This is a genomic window from Streptomyces sp. 150FB (assembly GCF_000818195.1).
Lineage (GTDB): Bacteria > Actinomycetota > Actinomycetes > Streptomycetales > Streptomycetaceae > Streptomyces.
Window position 1 is genome coordinate 7,783,280 of record NZ_JTHL01000001.1, and the last position, 17,036, is coordinate 7,800,315.

The 17,036-nt window shown below is 69.8% G+C and carries 15 protein-coding genes; 11 read left to right on the forward strand and 4 right to left on the reverse strand.

Annotated features, from left to right (window positions below; genetic code table 11):
• Both QR77_RS33410 and QR77_RS33415 read left to right on the forward strand, forming a co-directional pair.
• Window positions 1-619: response regulator transcription factor (locus tag QR77_RS33410; protein WP_063798112.1), on the forward strand; the 619-nt coding region annotated here is incomplete at its 5' end.
• A gap of 8 nt (window positions 620-627) precedes the next feature.
• On the forward strand, window positions 628-1,743 hold the full coding sequence (locus tag QR77_RS33415) for a HAMP domain-containing sensor histidine kinase (RefSeq protein ID WP_040025780.1): 1,116 nt from the start codon (window positions 628-630) through the stop codon (window positions 1,741-1,743).
• A 110-nt stretch (window positions 1,744-1,853) separates the two neighbouring features.
• Here the strand turns inward: QR77_RS33415 and QR77_RS33420 are convergent, their stop codons facing one another.
• Complete coding sequence (locus QR77_RS33420; RefSeq protein ID WP_040025782.1) at window positions 1,854-2,762, reverse strand: S1 family peptidase; 909 nt, start codon at window positions 2,760-2,762, stop codon at window positions 1,854-1,856.
• 843 nt (window positions 2,763-3,605) lie between these two features.
• Between QR77_RS33420 and wrbA the strand changes: the two genes are divergently transcribed.
• Complete coding sequence (gene wrbA, locus QR77_RS33425) at window positions 3,606-4,223, forward strand: NAD(P)H:quinone oxidoreductase (protein ID WP_040025783.1); 618 nt, start codon at window positions 3,606-3,608, stop codon at window positions 4,221-4,223.
• A 100-nt stretch (window positions 4,224-4,323) separates the two neighbouring features.
• Here wrbA and QR77_RS33430 read toward each other — a convergent pair whose 3' ends face one another.
• Window positions 4,324-4,788, reverse strand: coding sequence for a MarR family transcriptional regulator (locus tag QR77_RS33430; protein ID WP_040025785.1), 465 nt, complete (start codon window positions 4,786-4,788; stop codon window positions 4,324-4,326).
• 113 nt (window positions 4,789-4,901) lie between these two features.
• On the opposite strand from QR77_RS33430, the gene QR77_RS33435 reads away from it, so the two are divergent.
• The 4 genes from QR77_RS33435 (at window position 4,902) to QR77_RS33450 (ending at window position 7,650) form a co-directional block, all read left to right on the forward strand.
• Complete coding sequence (locus QR77_RS33435; protein ID WP_040025786.1) at window positions 4,902-5,225, forward strand: hypothetical protein; 324 nt, start codon at window positions 4,902-4,904, stop codon at window positions 5,223-5,225.
• Window positions 5,226-5,288: 63 nt separating this feature from the next.
• A complete protein-coding gene (locus tag QR77_RS33440; RefSeq protein WP_236710913.1) occupies window positions 5,289-6,275 on the forward strand; it encodes an Lrp/AsnC family transcriptional regulator in 987 nt (328 codons plus the stop codon).
• A 136-nt stretch (window positions 6,276-6,411) separates the two neighbouring features.
• On the forward strand, window positions 6,412-7,233 hold the full coding sequence (locus QR77_RS33445) for an inositol monophosphatase family protein (RefSeq protein WP_052489242.1): 822 nt from the start codon (window positions 6,412-6,414) through the stop codon (window positions 7,231-7,233).
• 72 nt (window positions 7,234-7,305) lie between these two features.
• Entirely contained in the window at window positions 7,306-7,650 is a 345-nt protein-coding gene (locus QR77_RS33450; protein ID WP_040025789.1) for a YkvA family protein, read from the forward strand.
• Window positions 7,651-7,679: 29 nt separating this feature from the next.
• Here the strand turns inward: QR77_RS33450 and QR77_RS33455 are convergent, their stop codons facing one another.
• Window positions 7,680-9,737, reverse strand: coding sequence for a phospholipase C, phosphocholine-specific (locus tag QR77_RS33455; RefSeq protein WP_040025790.1), 2,058 nt, complete (start codon window positions 9,735-9,737; stop codon window positions 7,680-7,682).
• Window positions 9,738-9,937: 200 nt separating this feature from the next.
• On the opposite strand from QR77_RS33455, the gene ligD reads away from it, so the two are divergent.
• From ligD to QR77_RS33465, 3 genes are all read left to right on the forward strand, one after another.
• Window positions 9,938-10,927 carry a non-homologous end-joining DNA ligase gene (ligD, locus tag QR77_RS33460; protein ID WP_040029077.1) on the forward strand — a complete coding sequence of 330 codons (990 nt, stop codon included), beginning with the start codon at window positions 9,938-9,940 and terminating at the stop codon, window positions 10,925-10,927.
• A 183-nt stretch (window positions 10,928-11,110) separates the two neighbouring features.
• Complete coding sequence (locus QR77_RS44295) at window positions 11,111-11,287, forward strand: CsbD family protein (protein WP_078877455.1); 177 nt, start codon at window positions 11,111-11,113, stop codon at window positions 11,285-11,287.
• Window positions 11,288-11,546: 259 nt separating this feature from the next.
• A complete protein-coding gene (locus QR77_RS33465; protein ID WP_040029078.1) occupies window positions 11,547-12,512 on the forward strand; it encodes a lipoprotein in 966 nt (321 codons plus the stop codon).
• A 90-nt stretch (window positions 12,513-12,602) separates the two neighbouring features.
• Here QR77_RS33465 and QR77_RS33470 read toward each other — a convergent pair whose 3' ends face one another.
• A complete protein-coding gene (locus QR77_RS33470) occupies window positions 12,603-15,320 on the reverse strand; it encodes a glycoside hydrolase family 95-like protein (RefSeq protein WP_201778838.1) in 2,718 nt (905 codons plus the stop codon).
• Window positions 15,321-15,769: 449 nt separating this feature from the next.
• On the opposite strand from QR77_RS33470, the gene QR77_RS49455 reads away from it, so the two are divergent.
• Window positions 15,770-17,036, forward strand: a 1,267-nt coding sequence (locus QR77_RS49455) for a Na+/H+ antiporter NhaA (RefSeq protein WP_236710914.1), incomplete at its 3' end; no start/stop codon positions are given.

Sequence of the window (17,036 nt, forward strand, 5' to 3'; positions counted from 1 at the left end):
CGCCGGCCGGCCGCCCGCGCTGGTGGTGCTCGACCTGATGCTGCCCGGCATGGACGGCCTGGAGGTCTGCCGCAGGCTGCGGGCCGCCGCGCCCGTACCGGTGATCATGCTGACCGCGCGCGGCGACGAGGACGACCGCATCCTCGGCCTGGAGATAGGGGCCGACGACTACGTCACCAAGCCCTTCAGCCCCCGCGAGCTGGTGCTGCGCGTCGAGTCCGTACTACGCAGGACCCGCGCCGACCAGGGCCGCCCCGCAGGTCCCGAGCTGCGCGCCGCCGGCATCACCCTCGACCCCGCAGCGCGCCGCGTCAGCCGGCACGGCCGTGACCTCTCGCTCACCCTGCGCGAGTTCGACCTGCTGGCGCACCTGATGCGCCACCCCGGCACGGCCATCGCCAGGGAGCAGCTCATGCACGACGTGTGGGGCTGGGAGTTCGGCGACCTGTCGACCGTCACCGTGCACGTACGGCGGCTGCGCGGCAAGATCGAGGACGATCCGGCCAGGCCGCTGCTGATCCAGACGGTGTGGGGCGTCGGCTACCGCTTCGACGCACGGGCCGAGACGCCGGCCGGCGTACCGTCCGGTTCCCACGGTTCCCACCCGGACGAGAGCTGAGCCCCGCCGTGCAAGACATGCTCCTCATCGCGCTGTACGCCTTCCTGGGCGCGGCCGCCGCCGGTCTGGTCGGTGCGCTGGCCCTGTGGCTGCTGCGCGACCGGTCGGTGGCCGTCGCGCTGAACATCGTCGTCGCCGTGGCCGTCGCGGCCATGCTCTGCGGGACGCTCGCCGTCGCCGAGGCGATGTTCCTCTCCAAGCACGACCTCAGCGTGGTCACCACGGTCGTGGCGATGGCCGCCGTCGTGTCGCTCGCCACCGCGCTGCTGCTCGGCCGGTGGGTCGTCGCCCGCAGCGAGGACCTCGCCCTCGCCGCGCGCTCGTTCGGCGACGGGGGCAGCTTCGCCGCGCCGGACGGCGCCTCCACCGCCGAACTCGCGGCGCTGGGACGGCAACTGGCGGCCACCAGCGCCAAACTCGCCGCCTCCAGGGAGCGCGAACGCGCCCTGGAGACGTCCCGGCGTGAACTGGTCGCCTGGATCTCGCACGACCTGCGCACCCCGCTCGCCGGACTGCGCGCCATGTCCGAGGCGCTGGAGGACGGTGTGGTGCAGGATCCGGACCGCTACTTCCGGCAGATCAGGGTCGAGGTCGACCGGCTCAACTCGATGGTCGGCGACCTCTTCGAGCTCTCCCGTATCCAGGCGGGGGCGCTCGCGCTCGCCCCGACCCGGATGTCCGTCTACGACCTGGTCGGCGAGGCGCTCGCCGGCGCCGACCCGCTCGCCAGGGAGCACGGGGTGCGGCTCGTCGGCGGCAGCATAGAAGCCGTGCCCATCGAGGTGGACGGCAAGGAGATGACCCGGGTCCTCGCCAATCTCCTGGTCAACGCCATCCACCGGACACCGGCCGACGGCACGGTCGCCGTGGCCGCCGAGCGGCGCGCCGGCTCGGTGGTGGTGTCGGTGACCGACGGCTGCGGCGGGATCCCCGCCGAGGATCTGCCGCGCGTCTTCGACACCGGCTGGCGCGGTACGGAGGCCCGTACGCCGCCCGGGGGTGCCGGACTCGGGCTGGCCATCGTCCGGGGCATCGTGGAGGCCCACGAGGGGCGTGCGGCCGTCCACAACGTGACCGGTGGCTGCCGCTTCGAGGTCACCCTGCCGACCGCCGTCGCCCTGTAGCGGGCGCGCGCTCCGGGACGTACGAGTGGGCCGCGCTTCCCCAGAAGCGCGGCCCACCGGTGCGACGACGGACCAGGTGTCCCCGAGTGGTTCGGGAGACCCCGAGCCGCTTAGAAGACGCTCAGGCCGTACGCGCTCAGGGGCTCGGTGACGGGCTGGAAGAACGTGGTGCCGCCGGAGGAGCAGTTGCCGCTGCCGCCGGAGGTCAGGCCGAGCGCGGTGCTGCCGGCGAAGAGCGGGCCGCCGGAGTCGCCGGGCTCGGAGCAGACGTTGGTCTGGATGACACCGGAGACGGTGCCCTCGGCGTACCTGACGCTCGTGTTGACCGCCTGGACCGTACCGGTGTGGACGCCGGAGGTGGAGCCGCTCCGGGTCACGCGCTGGCCGACGGTGGCGTTGCCGGCCGACGTGATGTCCTGGTACGAGCCGTTGTAGAGGTCGACACGGCCGTCGTTCGCCGCGGAGGCGCTGAGGCGGATGACGCCGTAGTCGTTACCCGGGAAGCTGGAGGCGGCCGTGCTGCCGAGCACCGTGGTGTTGGAGGAGTTGCTGTACCAGGTGCTGCCGATGTTGGTGCAGTGTCCGGCCGTCAGCGCGTAGTACGTGTTGCCGCTGCGGACGTTGAAGCCGAGGGAGCACCGGGCGCCGCTGACGTAGATGGCGTCACCTGCGGCGACGGTCGTCTTGAACGTGCCGGGCGTGTGCTTGACGGTGAGCTTCGAGGCGTCGGCGACGCTGTTCTTGAGAGTCGCTATCTCGGAGTCGGAGACGGTGCTGTCGACGGTGACGACGACCTTGCCGGTCTTCGCGTCCGTGTACCAGGCGGCGCCGACAGGGGCGCTCTGGTTGACGGCCGAGCTCGTGGCGGCGAGCTGGGCAGCCGTGGCGACGGGGGTCGGAGCGGCCTGGGCGGCCACAGGGGCAGCAAGCGCGGCGACCGCTGCCAGACCGGATGCGACGGCGATGAACCGGGCGCGTCTGGAAACGGTGCTGAGGGGGGAAAGGCGCTTGAAGGTCACTACATCCTCCAGAGGTGGGGGCACGGCCCGTTGGGTGAGCGGACCGCTTCAGCACGGTCGTCCACCGCCATTCGGTTTTGGCTGTGGACCTGTCAACCGCACGGTGTGAATCGTTGACTCCGGTTGCTTCCGAGACAAGACCGACTTCTGGACCTGCGGCGGAGATTGAACGCGGCGCCGCCGGGGCGGGGTGAGTCGGGCCTCCACCGGGCGCCCGGCACCGGTCGGCCGGAGTCCGGCTGTGAGCGGCAGCAAAGAGTGCGAACGCCGGGCGGTGCCCGTGGCCGGGCGGCCAACAGCGCAGCCAGACGCGGCGATCGAGTCGCGGGCGCTCAGCCGGCCGGAGGACCGGCCGTCACGAACAGATACGTTTCACCGAGGGTGCCGGATGTATGACGCAGCGAGTCTGTGGGCGCCCTGTGTACGAGGGCGGTGGAGCCGCTCCGCGCCCCGGCCCGGGCCTGTTTGTGCCTCGTACCACCGAAATGCACGCGCGTAGACAGTGGCTGAATAGCGACGGTCGGGGGGTGAAATCGACTCCGGCGAGACCTGAATATTCTCCGGAAGCGACCGGAGGGGCGCTCTTGCGGGCGTCTGAGGGGTGTGCTGTGACGCTTGCCACGCTCTGCTCCGGAAGAGGTGGCGGTGGATCAAGCCACGGTCGCATCGGGCCATCGGACGCCTGTCGTAGGGCCCGGGGGTCGGGGCGAGTTGGGCGTGCGGGGGCGTGATGACCCTCACATCGACGTCCGCCAAAAGTGGTTTAGTGTTGAACCAACATGTTGATGCATCATCGACCTGGACATGCTCCGTGCCCGGGTTCGACGAAGAAAGGCGCCCTCCATGAGTGACCCCGTCAAGCTCGCAGTTGTGTACTACTCCGCCACCGGCACCAACACCGAGGTCGCCAAGACGCTGGCCGAAGCCGCCGAGAAGGCGGGGGCCGAGGTACGGCTGCGCCGCGTCGCCGAGCTGGCTCCGCAGGCGGCGATCGACTCGAACCCGGCGTGGGCGGCCAACCACAGCGCCACCGCAGACCTCGCCGTGGCGACCCCCGACGACATCGAGTGGGCCGACGCCGTGATCTTCGGCAGCCCCACCCGGTTCGGCAATGTCTCCTCGCAGCTCAAGCAGTTCTTCGACACGCTCGGCGGCCTCTGGGCGCAGGGCAAGCTGGCCGACAAGGTCTACAGCGGCTTCGTGTCCAGCGCGACCCGCCACGGTGGCCAGGAGTCCACGCTGCTCGCCATGTACAACTCGTTCCACCACTTCGGCGGCATCGTCGTGGCCCCCGGCTACACGGACCCGGCGAAGTTCGCCGACGGCAACCCGTACGGCACCTCGCACATCGACGCGCAGGGCAACAACCCCGTCAACGACGAGACCCGCAACGCCGCCCGTATCCAGGCGGAGCGTGTGGTGCGCATAGCGCAGCGGCTGAAGGCCGGCGCCGACGCCTGATCCCGCGCCGCGCCACGTACGGCGGTATGCCCGCGGAAGGGTCAGGCCTCCGCGGGCATACCGCTGTTGTCAGCCCCTGCCTGGGTCCCCACAGCCCAGCTCAGTCCTGGTCCTTCGGCAGCCCCGCGGCCACGCGCCGCAGGGCAGCGTCCAGCATCTCGATCTCCTGGGGCGACAGCACGTCCAAGAAGTACTGGCGCACCGCGGCGACATGGCCGGGCGCCGCCGCCCGCATGGCGGCCCGGCCCTGCTCGGTCAGCCGCACCATCGCGCCCCGCGCGTCCTCGGGGCACTCCTCCCGCGCCACCAGACCCCGCTTCTCCATCCGGGTGATCTGGTGCGAGAGCCTGCTGCGCTCCCAGTTGACCGCCAGCGCCAGATCACGCGCCCTGATCAGGCCGTCGGGCGCCTCCGAGATCGGTACGAGCAACTCGTAGTCGGCGCCGCTCAGTCCCGAATCCCGCGTCAACTGACGCGAGAGCGTCATCAGCAGATCCCGCTGCGTCTCAAGGTAGGCGCGCCACACCCGGGCCTCTGTCCCGTCCAGCCAGCGGGGTTCCGTCATGGGCACGATCGTAATCGGTCGTCCGAAGCGCGCAGCCCGCGTCCAGTTGCCGCCCGGGAAACCGGGTAGGAGGGTGAGTCCGAGATCGTCGACCCCCTGAGGAGTGATCCGACATGCCCCGAGGTTCGAGCCAGAAGCGCGAGCGTCAGTACGAGCACATCAAGGAAAGCGCCGAGGAGCGCGGCCAGAGCACCGGCCGGGCCAAGGAGATCGCGGCTCGGACCGTGAACAAGGAGCGCGCCCGCTCGGGCGAGTCCCGTACCGCCGGCAAGACCTCCACCAAGGACATGTCGTCGTCGAAGCGCGGCGGGCAGCGTTCGCGCAGCGGACCCGGCGGTCCGACGTACGACCAGCTCTACAACGAGGCCAAGCAGCGCGGCATCCAGGGCCGTTCGTCGATGAACAAGGCGGAACTCCAGCGGAAACTGGGCCGCTGACCGTACGCGGAGGCCGCTGACCGTACGCGGAGTCCGACCGCGCCGTGGGCGAGACTGGCGTACGTGACTCCTGTGACGACGCCGGCCACGACATCGGCGCCGACGATGCCCGAACCCCTGTCCGACCTCGACCGGCGGCTCGTCGCCGCGCTCCAGTGCGACGGCAGGCTCACCGCCGAGCGGGCCGCCGAGGTGCTCGGCCTCAGCGTCCGTGCCGTGCACCGGCGCTGGTCGGCCCTGCTGAACGACGGGACCGTACGGGTCCTGGCGGCCCGGCCGCCGGACCGCTCCACGGGCGCGATGCTGCTGCGCATCCGGGTGCTGCGCGGCAGGCTCGACCTGATCACGAGCGCGCTCGCCGAGCGGGACGACATCCCTTTCGTCGACGTGTCGGCGGGCGGCGACGAGATCTCGGCCGTTCTGCTGGCCGGGTCCGAGCCCGACAACCGGCTCGTCTTCCAGCAGTTGCCGGCCACCGGCTCCGTCACGTCCGTCTCCGCGCAGACGGTGCTGCATGTCTTCAGCGGTGCCGGGGACTGGCGGCTCGACGTCCTCAGCCGGGCCGAACGCGAGGCGCTGACCCCGGGGGCGGCGCCGGCGGTCCGCTCCCGGCCGGCCGACGCGACCGACGACGCCCTCATCGCGGCCCTGGAGGAGGACGGCAGGCTCCCGGCCGCGGCGATCGCCGCGCGGACCGGCCACCCGGAGTCGACCGTACGGCGCAGGCTCGCCGCGCTGTTCGCCCAGCGCCGGATCACCACCCAGGTCGTGGTCGACCCGCGCCGCCTCGGTCTGTACGTCGACGCGAACATCGCGATCGAGGTACCGCCCGACCGGCTCGACGAGACGGGCCGCGCGCTGGCGGCGCATCCCGCCGTCCACGGAGCGATGGCCACCACCGGGACGGCGAACCTCTCCGTCGCCGTCTGGCTCAGCGACGCCGAGGACCTCTACCGCTTCCTGACCCGCGAGCTGGCGGGCCGCTCCATCACCAGGACCGAGACCGTGCTGGTCGGCCGGGCGGTGAAACGGCCCGGCATTCCACGCTGACCGGAGGGCGAGATCCGCCATCTCGATCCCGAATACGGTCGGATTCGCTCACTCGGGACCCTCGGAGCGGCCGGAAGCGGGCGCCCGGCGGGAGGCTTGAGCGCATCCGCAGCCCCTGCGTAACCAGGAGATCCCCATGCCCGAGACCACGCCTGCCACCCCGTCCGACCTCGACCTGATCGAACCGATGAAGTCGGCCGCACACGCCGTGGCCGAGTTCGTCGCCGCCGTACCCGTCGCGCGTCCCGCCGCGGCGACCTGGACCGAGTTCCGTGAGCACTTCGACGCCCTGGACAAGCCCGCCATGAAGCTGCTGCGCGAGCGCCTGTCGCCGCTGCGCCCGCGCGCCGTGTGGGCCGAGGAACTCGGCGGCGGCATCCCGGACACGGGTGAGGCGTGGGTGGTGGACACCGTCGACGGCGCTGTGCAGTTCCTCCAGGACCTGCCGCAGTGGTCGGTCAGCGTGACCTTCGTACGCGACGGACGGCCCGTCGCCACCGTCCTGCACTCGCACGTCCTGGGCGAGACCTACACGGCCGTGGCCGGTTCCGGTGCCCGCCGCGACGGACTGCCGGTCGAGCCGTCGGCGAAGACCGATCTGTCGCTCTGCCTGCTCGGTACGAGCCAGCCGCCGGCGATCGCCTCGCAGCCGCGCGCCGTGGCGGAAGCGGGCAGGTCGCTGTCGGCGGTCCTGCCGTTCGCCGGCGCCGTACGCAATCTGGGGCCGACGTCCTGGCAGATCGCCGACACGGCGGCCGGACGCCTCGACGCCTTCTGGGAGTTCGGGGCGGACGACGGCAATCTGCTCGGCGCCGCGCTCGTCGCCACGGAGGCGGGCCTGCTGGTGACGGACACCGAGGGCAGGCCCTGGCGGGCGGGCGCCGGGAGCTTCCTCGCGGCACCGGCGCGGCTCCACGGCACACTGGTCGCGATGTTCCGGGAAGCGGCGGTCGGGTGACAGACTCGGTGCGGGGCCTCTGGCTGGGTAACAGTAGGGGACCGACGCCAAGTACCCCCGAGGAGACCGCACATGAGCAGCGAACTCAAGATCCTCATCGCCGTGGGCGTCCTCCTCGCGCTGCTGATGCTGGGGGCGGCGATCGTGCTGGCCGTCCGGCTCGTACGCGCCCGCCGCCGGCTGCGCGCCGCAGGTGTGCCGACCCAGAACCGCTGGGTGTTCTGGGCCGCGATGATCTATCTGGTACTGCCCACCGACCTGGTACCGGACCCTGTGTACCTCGACGACATCGGCGTCCTGCTGCTGGCCCTGCGCTCGATGCGCTCGGCGGAGGGCAAACTGCCGTACGTCGCGGCGCTCGCCCGTAAGCGCTCCGCCGGCGGCGGACCGGTGGAGCGCCAACGCCTCAAGTCCTGAAGGCCAGTTGGTCCGTTGGTTCAGTCGGCTCAGTTGGTCAGCGTCGCCGGGTCGCTCACGCCGGGCTCGCCCGTCTCGACATGCCCGGCGAACCGGCGCAGGAACGACGCGTCCTGGTCGCACACCACGGACACGTCGTACCACCGCTTGCCGGCCCGGAGATCGACGCGGTGCACCACGGTGCCTCCGGCCGGCACCTTGAACGTCTCGCGCTTGCCGCCGTAGGCATTGGTGACCGTGAGCTGGCGGGCTGTCCTCCCCGGGTTCCTCATGGTCAGTTCGACACTTCCGCCGACCGCCAGGTGCCGGGCCGTCACCTCGGGGCCCTCGGTGGCGGCCGTCCCCTTGAAGGTGCGGAGGAAGCCGTTGGGGCCGAACGCCGACAGGTCGTACGTCCCCTTCGAATAGGCCGAGTTCCAGGTGTCGGAGATCTTCTTGCCCGCCTCGGCCGTGTACGACCAGGGCCCGTCCGTCCGGTTCGCCGAGGTGACGGTGAAGGCGGCTCCGGCGTCGGCGCCACCGCTGAACGTCAGTGTGAAGTGCCCGGTCGACGGTGTCGCCGAGCCGTCGACCAGCGGGGCGTACGGCAGCGGGCGGGCCGGCCGCGAGCCCCTCTCCTGCTTGGGCAGCACGGCCCGGTCCGGCGGCGTGGGCACGTAGCTGTCGTGCCGGTCCTGGTCCGGCGGCTGGTACGCGTCGGTGTCCGGCAGCCGTACCGGCCTGGTCTCCTTGAGCCCGAAGTCGAACGCCGAGGTCAGGTCGCCGCAGATGGCGCGCCGCCAGGGCGAGATGTTCGGCTCGGACACACCGAACCTGCGCTCCATGAACCGGATGACCGAGGTGTGGTCGAAGACCTCGGAACACACGAATCCGCCGGTGCTCCAGGGCGAGACGACCAGCATCGGGACGCGCTGGCCGAGGCCGTAGGGGCCCGCCGCGTGTGAGCTGTCACCGGGGAAGTGGTCGAGTGTGGTGTCGACGGTCGACAGACCCTGCGCGGCCGAGGCCGGCGGGAAGGGCGGCACGACATGGTCGAAGTAGCCGTCGTTCTCGTCGTACGTGATGAACAGCGCCGTCTTGCTCCACACCTCCGGGTTGGAGGTGAGCGCGTCCAGCACCTGTGAGACGTACCAAGCACCGTAGTTGGCGGGCCAGTTGGGGTGCTCGGAGAACGCCTCGGGGGCGGCGATCCAGGAGACCTCCGGCAGTGTGCCCGCCTTGACGTCGGCCCTCAGGTGGTCGAAGAAGCCCTCGCCGCTCTTCGCGTCGGTGCCGGTGCGCGCCTTGTCGTACAGCGGATCGCCGGGCTTGGCATTGCGGTACTTGTTGAAGTAAAGCAGCGAGTTGTCACCGTAGTTGCCGCGGTACGCGTCGTCGATCCAGCCCCAGGAACCGGCGGCGTCGAGCCCGTCGCCCACGTCCTGGTAGATCTTCCACGAGACGCCTCCCTTCTCCAGCCGCTCGGGGTACGTCGTCCAGTCGTACCCCGCTTCGTCGTTGCCGAGTACCGGGCCGCCGCCCTTGCCGTCGTTCCCGACGTGCCCCGTCCACATGTAGTAGCGGTTGGGGTCGGTGGCTCCCATGAAGGAGCAGTGGTACGCGTCGCACACCGTGAACGCGTCGGCGAGCGCGTAGTGGAACGGGATGTCGTCCCGGGTGAGATGCGCCATCGTCCCCGCCGACTTGGCGGGGATCCACTGGTCGTACCTGCCCTGGTTCCAGGCCTGGTGGCCGCCCGCCCAGTCGTGGTCGAGACCCGCGATGAACTGCATGCCGAGGTCCTTGGCCGCCGGGCGGTACGGCAGGACGTCCTTCGTGCCGTCCGACTGGTGCCAGACCGAGGTGCCGCCGACCGGTGTGACCGGACGCGGGTCGCCGAAGCCGCGTACGCCTCTCAGCGATCCGAAGTAGTGGTCGAACGAACGGTTCTCCTGCATCAGCACGACGATGTGCTCGACGTCCTTGATGTCGCCGGACCTGCGCGCGGCGGGGATGGCGGCGGCGCGGGCGATGCTGCTGGACAGGGCGGAGAAGCCCGTGGTCGCGCCCGCGATCTGGAGGAAGCGGCGCCGGTTGAGTTCAGCCATGGGTCGGGGGGTCCCTCGGGGTGTGAGTGACAGGGGAGGAAGAGGAGGTTTCCAGCCGAACGAGAAGAGGAAACTCAGACGTGTCGGGGTGGTGAAAGCAGGACGTACGGATGTGGAACAACGGGTTCCCTCTCTCCTCTCCCGCCCCCGCGCGCCCCGCCGACCTGCGGGAACCCCCGCGTCCCGTGATCATCGGAGACATGGCCCCGTCCGACGCCCACCCGGCGTACCCCGCGAACCCCGAAGGCCGGCCGCCGGTGATCCGGCCGATGCTGGCCGTACCGGGGCCGCTGCCCGCCGAGGGCGAGGAGGCGGCCTGGGGGTTCGAGGTCAAGTGGGACGGCGTACGGTGCGTCGTCGAGACGGCTGGCGACGGCGCGCTACGGCTGACGACCCGCGCCGGGAACGACGCGACGGCCAGATACCCCGAGCTGGGCTCACTCGGCGAGCAGCTACGCGGCAGGCCCGCCGTGCTCGACGGCGAGGTGGTGGTCCTCGACGCGGAGGGACGGCCCGACTTCGGGCTGCTGCAACGCAGGATGGGGGTGGTCAATCCGCGCCGCGCGGCCCGGCTGGCGATGGAGCACCCCGTACAGCTCGTGCTGTTCGACGTCATGTACCTGGCGGGACAGTCGCTGCTGGGGTTCTCGTACGAGGAGCGCAGGGCCGTGCTCGCCGGGCTCGGCCTCGGCGGAGCGAACTGGTCGGTGCCCAGCTACACGCAGGGCCGCGCACGGCAGGTGTGGGACGCCACGCTGCGCGGCGGCTTCGAGGGCGTGGTGGCGAAGCGGCTGACCGGCCGGTACACCCCGAACGTACGGTCACCCGACTGGCGTAAGACCAAGCACGTACTGACCCTGGACGTGGTCATCGGCGGCTGGGCCGAGGGGCGCGGGGGACTCAGGGGCCTCCCCGGGGCGGTCCTGGTCGGGCTGGACGAGCCGGACGGGCTGCGTTACGCGGGGTCCGTCGGGTCGGGGATGTCCGACCAGGAGCGGCACGACCTGGCGCGCTACCTGGGTGTCATCCCGCGCGAGGACTCACCGTTCACCCTGCCCGTCGACGTGCCGGCACCGCACTGGGTCGAGCCCCGGCTCGTCGCTGAGATCACCTTCTCGGGCTGGACCGCGGCCCAGATGGTCAGGCACCCGGTGTGGCACCGGCTGCGTCCGGATCTGACCCGGCTCTGATGCGGCTCTGATGTGACTCCGGCGTGGATCTGACGCGGTTCTGATGCCGCTCTGACCTGGGCGGGGCCCGTTCCTGCCGCGTCCCTGACCGTACGCGCCGGAAATCACCAGGTTTGGCAGCCGAATCCGTGGCCAGGTGTATGGGTGTCCACTGATTTCGAGCACCGACAGGACGTGAGTGTTGTGGCTGAGAAGAACGAGAAGACCGAGGCCAAGGTCGAGCAGGCCAAGGGCAAGGGCAAGGAAACCCTCGGCCGTGCGGTGGGCAACGAGCGTATGACGGCGGAAGGCCGTGCGGAGGGCGCCAAGGGCGACATGCGCGAGGCGAAGGAGAAGGCCAAGGACGCCTTCAAGCGCTGACCGCGCAGCGCCGTACCCCGGCGCCATCGCGCCACCGCAGATGAGGGGCCCCGTGCACGGACCACCACGGTCCGTGCCGGGGCCCCTGCCGTGTCCGGGGGCGGTGGAGGCCGTATGTCCTGGTCAGGTCGGTGTTGTGGGGGAGCTGTCGGTGTTGTGTCCCGGTCGGGTAACGGGGTGAGGGAGTTCGGTGGGCGGTTCCGTGTACTGGGTGATGGCTTCGGGAGTGACCGCGGCCCGCATCGAGGGAGTACACACAATGTTCCGCAAGCGCATGGGACTGATCGCCGCGGCCACCGCCGCGGGCGCGTTGATGCTGACGGCCTGCGGTGGCACCGACACGGGCGCCGCGTCCACGTCGGCCGCGCCGGCGTCCGCCGCGCCGGCGGCCGGCGCCGCTCAGAACGGTACGGGCACCCTGAGCCTGCTGCCCGGCACCTCCCAGCAGAACAACGCCCCGGCGAACACGGGTGACCTGGCGAACCAGCCCGGCAAGCCCACCACGCCCGCCGGCATGAAGTGGGTGCAGCTCTCCGCCGCCAAGGCCGGGGCCCTCGACCCGGTCGTGATCGACGGCGCCGGGTTCACGCTCTACCGCTTCGACCCGGACAGCGCCAATCCCTCGAAGGCGACCTGCAACGACGCCTGCGCCGTCACCTGGCCGCCGGTGGTGGTCGACCCGCACGGGAAGATCTTCGTCGACGGCGTCGACAAGTCCGCCGTCGGCGCGGTCAAGCGCGACGACGGCTCGCTCCAGGTGACCGTGGGAGGCTGGCCCGTCTACCGCTTCAGCAAGGACCTCAAGCCCGGTGACACCAACGGGCAGGGTGTCGGTGGTACGTGGTTCGGCGTCACCCCCGACGGCCAGAAGGCCGGCCAGAACGCGGGCGGCCAGAACGGCGGTGGCTCGAACGCCGGTGGCCAGCCCAGTGGCGCCCCGGCGGGCGCCGGCCAGGCGAGTGGCGGCGCCGCCGCCAAGCCGGCCACCAACGCGGTCCTCTTCGACGACGCCAACTTCGCGGACAACGGCTCCCAGGGCCTGTCCGGCAAGGGCTGCCAGAACGTGGCCAGGGACAATGTGGCCTCGTCCCTCCAGACCGACGGCTCGTTGAAGATCTGGTCGGAGGCCAACTGCACGGGCAAGTCCAAGATCGTCGACGGGAATGTCGCCGACCTCTCCTCGGTCGGCCTCGACAACGACGTCTCGTCGGTCTTCTTCGGCTGACCTCTCCCGGCGCGCACCCAGCGCCCCGCACACGACGAAGCCCGCGGTCCCCAAGGGGGCCGCGGGCTCCGACGCGTCGCTGCCGGACGATCAGGGGGTGACCTTCAGGGCGTCGATCATGCCCACGGAGGTGCTCTTGTTGACGAACTTGATGGTGTGCGAGCCCCGGGCGAGCCCGGTCTTCTGCCAGACCACCTGCTGGACCTGGCGTGCGCCGCTCACATTCAGATTCACCGTGGTCTGGAGGGCGTTGTCGAGATACACGTCGACCGACCCCATGTCCCCGTTCCGTTCGGACAGGTACTGGATCCCCGTCCCGGTGAAGGTGTACTGGGCCGTCGCGCCCACCGTGTTGCTGTGGTGGGTGTCGTCGTTGTAGTCGCCGTATCCACGGGCGTTGGTGCCGTACCAGTTGCTGTCGTACGTCACCGCCGTGTCGTTGACCATCGGGTCGGCCGTCTTGCCCAGGCCCAGCGTGGAGTTGGTGTCACGCAGGGTCTTCACATCCTGGTTGGCCGTGCCCGTCAGCGTGGTCGTGCCGTACGAGCTGAGCGGCTTGGCGGTGCGCTCGACCACGTAGACCGTGTTCGCCGAGGTGTTGAGCGTGAACTCCGGGTCGCTGGTGGTCAGTACGGTCGCGTTGTCGGACGCCCGGCGGACGCGCACCTGCTGCGTACCCCACGGGTTCACGATCTTCGTGCTGTTGCCGTAGAGGCTCTTGATCCCCACGTACTTGATCTCGCCGGCCTCCCGCTCCGAGCTGACCTGGAAGCCGCCCTTCGCGAGCAGGCTGAACTTCCCGACGAAGGACGAGTCCGACGGCACGGCGGGGAAGACCCGGATCTTGTCGTTGTACGACTGGAGCAGCGACTCGTTCATCGCCGACAGGTGCACACCGAGGTACTCGAAGACTCCGTTGGTGTTGTCGGTGAGCCCGTTCGGGTACGTCTGGTACTTGCGCAGCATGGTCTTCATGCCCTGGAAGGCCTGGTCGCCGAGGCCGAGCCGCGCGGCCTGCACCGCGTCGTTAGCCCACACGTTGCCGTACGGGAACGGCCTGGCGTTCCAGGTGTTGATGGCCTTCTGCTGGTCGGGGTAGCCGATGCCGGTGACGTTGTAGGGCCAGATCAGCTCCGAGGCCACGTTCTCGTTGTTACGCGTCTGGGCTATCGGCGGGGTGTGCGGCAGATAGGTGTTCGCGTCCGACGGGTACGCGATCAGGTTGTCCAGGATCTTCTGCCACTGCGGAATGAGCGACGCGTCCTGCCCCAGGTCCTTCGCCGACTGGATGGCCACCGGGAACAGGCTGCGTACGGCGGCCAGGTCGGTGATCGCGTTGGGCACGTTCCAGTACGTCTCGTGCGAGTTGGACGACTTCACGTAGTACTTGCCCGAGCTGTCCACGGAGAGCATCGAGCTGTAGAACTTCACGACCTCGCGCATGAACGGATAGGCCGTGTTGCGCAGGTAGTTGGTGTCGTTGGTGTACTTGTACTGGAGGTACATGTTGTACGCGGCTTCGGTACCGGTCGACCAGATGTTCTTGGTGTAGTCGCTGTTCACCGTGCCACGGGCGTTGCCGTCCCAGCCCATGGTCTCCGGCACCCAGATGCCGTCCACGTTGTATCTCGTCTTGGTGTACGCCTTCAACGTGTCGAAGTTCCTGCTGTACAGGTTGTTGAAGGTGGACATCAGATTGGTGTGGTTGGACGCCAGGAACGAGTTGTAGACGTCTCGTTGGTTCCAGTACCAGTACGCGTTGCTCCACTTCGTGTTGTCCTGGGTGGCCCGGAAGTCACCGTTGATGAAGTGGAAGGGGTAGTTGGCCGACCCGCCGGCGGCGATCATGTACGTACCCAGGTAGTACGCGTTCTCCATGTAGTCCGCGTCACCTGCGGAGTTGGAGTACTGGACGAACGACTTCTCCCAGAACGAGTGCCACCAGTTGCGGTAGTTGTTCAGAGTGGTGGTGTATCCCGTGCTCTTCACCGAGTTCAGCGCGGCCTTGGCCTGCGTCACCGAGTTGTGGCTCGGCGCGTTGAGCCTGCTGGTGTCGGTGAACCAGATGGTGTAGCTGCTGGACGGCGTGATCGTCAGACGCACCGTACGGCCGTCGACGACCTTGGTGGTGAAGGGCGCGCCCTCGACGGTCGCCGCGAGGGTGTAGCCAAAGTTCTGCGGGTCCGCCTGGCCGCGGCTCAGTCCGGCACCGGTGGAATCCGCGTACGTGGACACGGACTTCCAGGTGTCGAGGTTGGGGACGTCACCGCTGTTGCCGAGCTGGCTGACGTCCCACAGGCTCAGGTCGAGGGAGATGTTCGAGACCCCGCCGCGTGTGTCGTCGACATGGATGCCCATCACCTCGGAGTTCGGTGATCCCATCACCGTGACGGTCCGGTTGGTGTCGTACTTGGTGGTGAGCGTGCCGTTGTAGAGCGAGAGGCGCTGCTGGTACGTGGAGTAGCCGCTGTCCATGGACGGCGTGGTGGCCAGATTCACCAACCCGGCGCCGAACGCGGTCTGCTGGGACGAGTCGACCCCGGAGACCTGCATGCTCAGCCCGTTCTGCTGCCAGGCCATCGCCCCCACGCGCCCGTTGCCGACCGTCAGGCCGTAGTCGGGGTCCGTGTTGGGTCTGTTGTATACGACGTCGTGCTTGGACAGGTAGTTCGCGTAGTCGACGTTCAGCGCGCCGGTCGCGCTGTTGAACGCGGCGTCGGTGGGGGCGGCCGACGCGGGGCTGCCGGCGATGCCGCCGGTCAGACAGACCACGGCGATAAGGAAGACGAGCAGGCGGGTGACTTTCATCGTGTGTCTCTCCCACTTACGGCGAGGGGGGCACCTGAAGGCGCGGGGGGAGTGCGAGCAGGACAGGGTAAGGACTTCGCAACACGCAGTGAACATCGGAGGTTTGGGGTCGTCAAGTAGCGGCGCAAAGATAAATTCACCGCTACTGGTGGCCGATTGATCGGATCTTCCAGCGAGCCGGCTGTGCGGAGTCGTCGGCGCGCCGCTGATCCGGGGTGCGATACGCGTTCACACCGGCGATACGCGAGCGTCACCGCGCGCATACGGTCCGGCGCCGCTTCCGCCGCGTACGGGACACATCGGACGGCGCGGGCGCGTCGGTATATCGGCTGATCAGCGGATAAAGCGCGGCCTGGGAGACCCCGATCGGAGGGACCGTCTGTGCGACAGTGTGGACCGGCGCGGGGGGCGAGCGCGCCGCCGAGCCGACTCAAAGGGAGAATCACGGAGTGAGCGAACCATCGTCGACCGCCTCCGGCGGGGCGCACTCCAAGGACCCGGCAGGCTCCGAAGGCTCAGGACCGACCGGACCGACCGGACCAACCGACGGACCAACCGACCCGTCCGGGCCGACCGGACCGACCGACCCGTCAGCGACCCCCGGGGGCTCCGGCGGCCCGGGCGGTTACTCGGGCTTCACGGGCCGTACGGCCGAGGGCGCCGACGCCCAGCCGCCGTGGCGCGCGTTCCTGCGCACCGAGACGGGCAGCGCCGCCGTCCTCCTCGTCGCGGTGCTCGCCGCCCTCGTATGGGCCAACACCAGCCTCTCCTCGTACGAGACGTTCTGGCAGTCGCGCTTCGCGCTGCGCATCGGCTCGGGCAGCGGGGCGCACGCCCTGTCGCTGGAGCTGCGCGACTGGGTCAACAGCGGACTGATGACGGTGTTCTTCTTCGTCGTGGGCCTCGAGGCGCGCCGCGAGTTCGACATCGGCGAGCTGCGCGAGCGGCGGCGGGTCGCGCTGCCGATGATCGCCGGGGTCAGCGGCATGATCCTGCCCGTCGCGATCTACCTCAGCATCAACGCCGGACACGGTACGGAGCACGGCTGGGGCGCGGCCATGTCCACCGACACCGCGTTCGCGCTCGGCATCCTCGCGCTGCTCGGCACCCGGCTGCCGGAGGGGCTGCGCGCCTTCATCCTCTCCGTCACCGTCGTGGACGACTTCGTGGCACTCGCCGTCATCGCCGTCGCCTACAGCGGGAACATCTCGCTGACCGCGATCCTGGTGGCCATCGGCATCATGGGCGTGATCCTGGCGCTCAGGGCCGGCGGGGTACGGCGCGGGGCCGTGTACGCGGTCCTCGCGCTCGGCGTCTGGGTGTCGCTCCTGATGTCCGGTGTCGACCCGGTCGTCACCGGCCTCGCCATGGGGCTCATGACGTACGCCTACCCGGCGGCGCGCGGTGACCTGGAACGCGCGAGCGGCCTCTTCAGGCTCTTCCGCGAGCAGCCCACGCCGGAGCTCGAACGCTCGGCGCGGCTCGGCATCGCCTCGGCGATCTCGCCGAACGAGCGGCTCCAGCGCATGTACCACCCCTGGAGCAGCTATGTCATCGTGCCGCTGTTCGCCCTGGCCAACGCCGGTATCCGGATCACACCGAGCGAGCTGTCCCGCGCGTTCACCTCGACGATCACCCTCGGCATCCTCTGCGCGTTCGTCGTCGGCAAACCGATCGCCATCTTCGGCTCCTCGTGGCTCGCCACCCGCCTCAGCG

What these genes read in the sequence shown, in the direction of transcription:
- wrbA (WP_040025783.1), top strand. Translation starts at nt 3,606, where the DNA reads ATGAGTGACCCCGTCAAGCTCGCAGTTGTGTACTACTCCGCCACCGGC.
- QR77_RS33430 (WP_040025785.1), bottom strand. Translation starts at nt 4,788, where the DNA reads ATGACGGAACCCCGCTGGCTGGACGGGACAGAGGCCCGGGTGTGGCGC.
- QR77_RS33435 (WP_040025786.1), top strand. Translation starts at nt 4,902, where the DNA reads ATGCCCCGAGGTTCGAGCCAGAAGCGCGAGCGTCAGTACGAGCACATC.
- QR77_RS33445 (WP_052489242.1), top strand. Translation starts at nt 6,412, where the DNA reads ATGCCCGAGACCACGCCTGCCACCCCGTCCGACCTCGACCTGATCGAA.
- QR77_RS33450 (WP_040025789.1), top strand. Translation starts at nt 7,306, where the DNA reads ATGAGCAGCGAACTCAAGATCCTCATCGCCGTGGGCGTCCTCCTCGCG.
- QR77_RS33455 (WP_040025790.1), bottom strand. Translation starts at nt 9,737, where the DNA reads ATGGCTGAACTCAACCGGCGCCGCTTCCTCCAGATCGCGGGCGCGACC.
- ligD (WP_040029077.1), top strand. Translation starts at nt 9,938, where the DNA reads ATGGCCCCGTCCGACGCCCACCCGGCGTACCCCGCGAACCCCGAAGGC.
- QR77_RS33465 (WP_040029078.1), top strand. Translation starts at nt 11,547, where the DNA reads ATGTTCCGCAAGCGCATGGGACTGATCGCCGCGGCCACCGCCGCGGGC.
- QR77_RS33470 (WP_201778838.1), bottom strand. Translation starts at nt 15,320, where the DNA reads ATGAAAGTCACCCGCCTGCTCGTCTTCCTTATCGCCGTGGTCTGTCTG.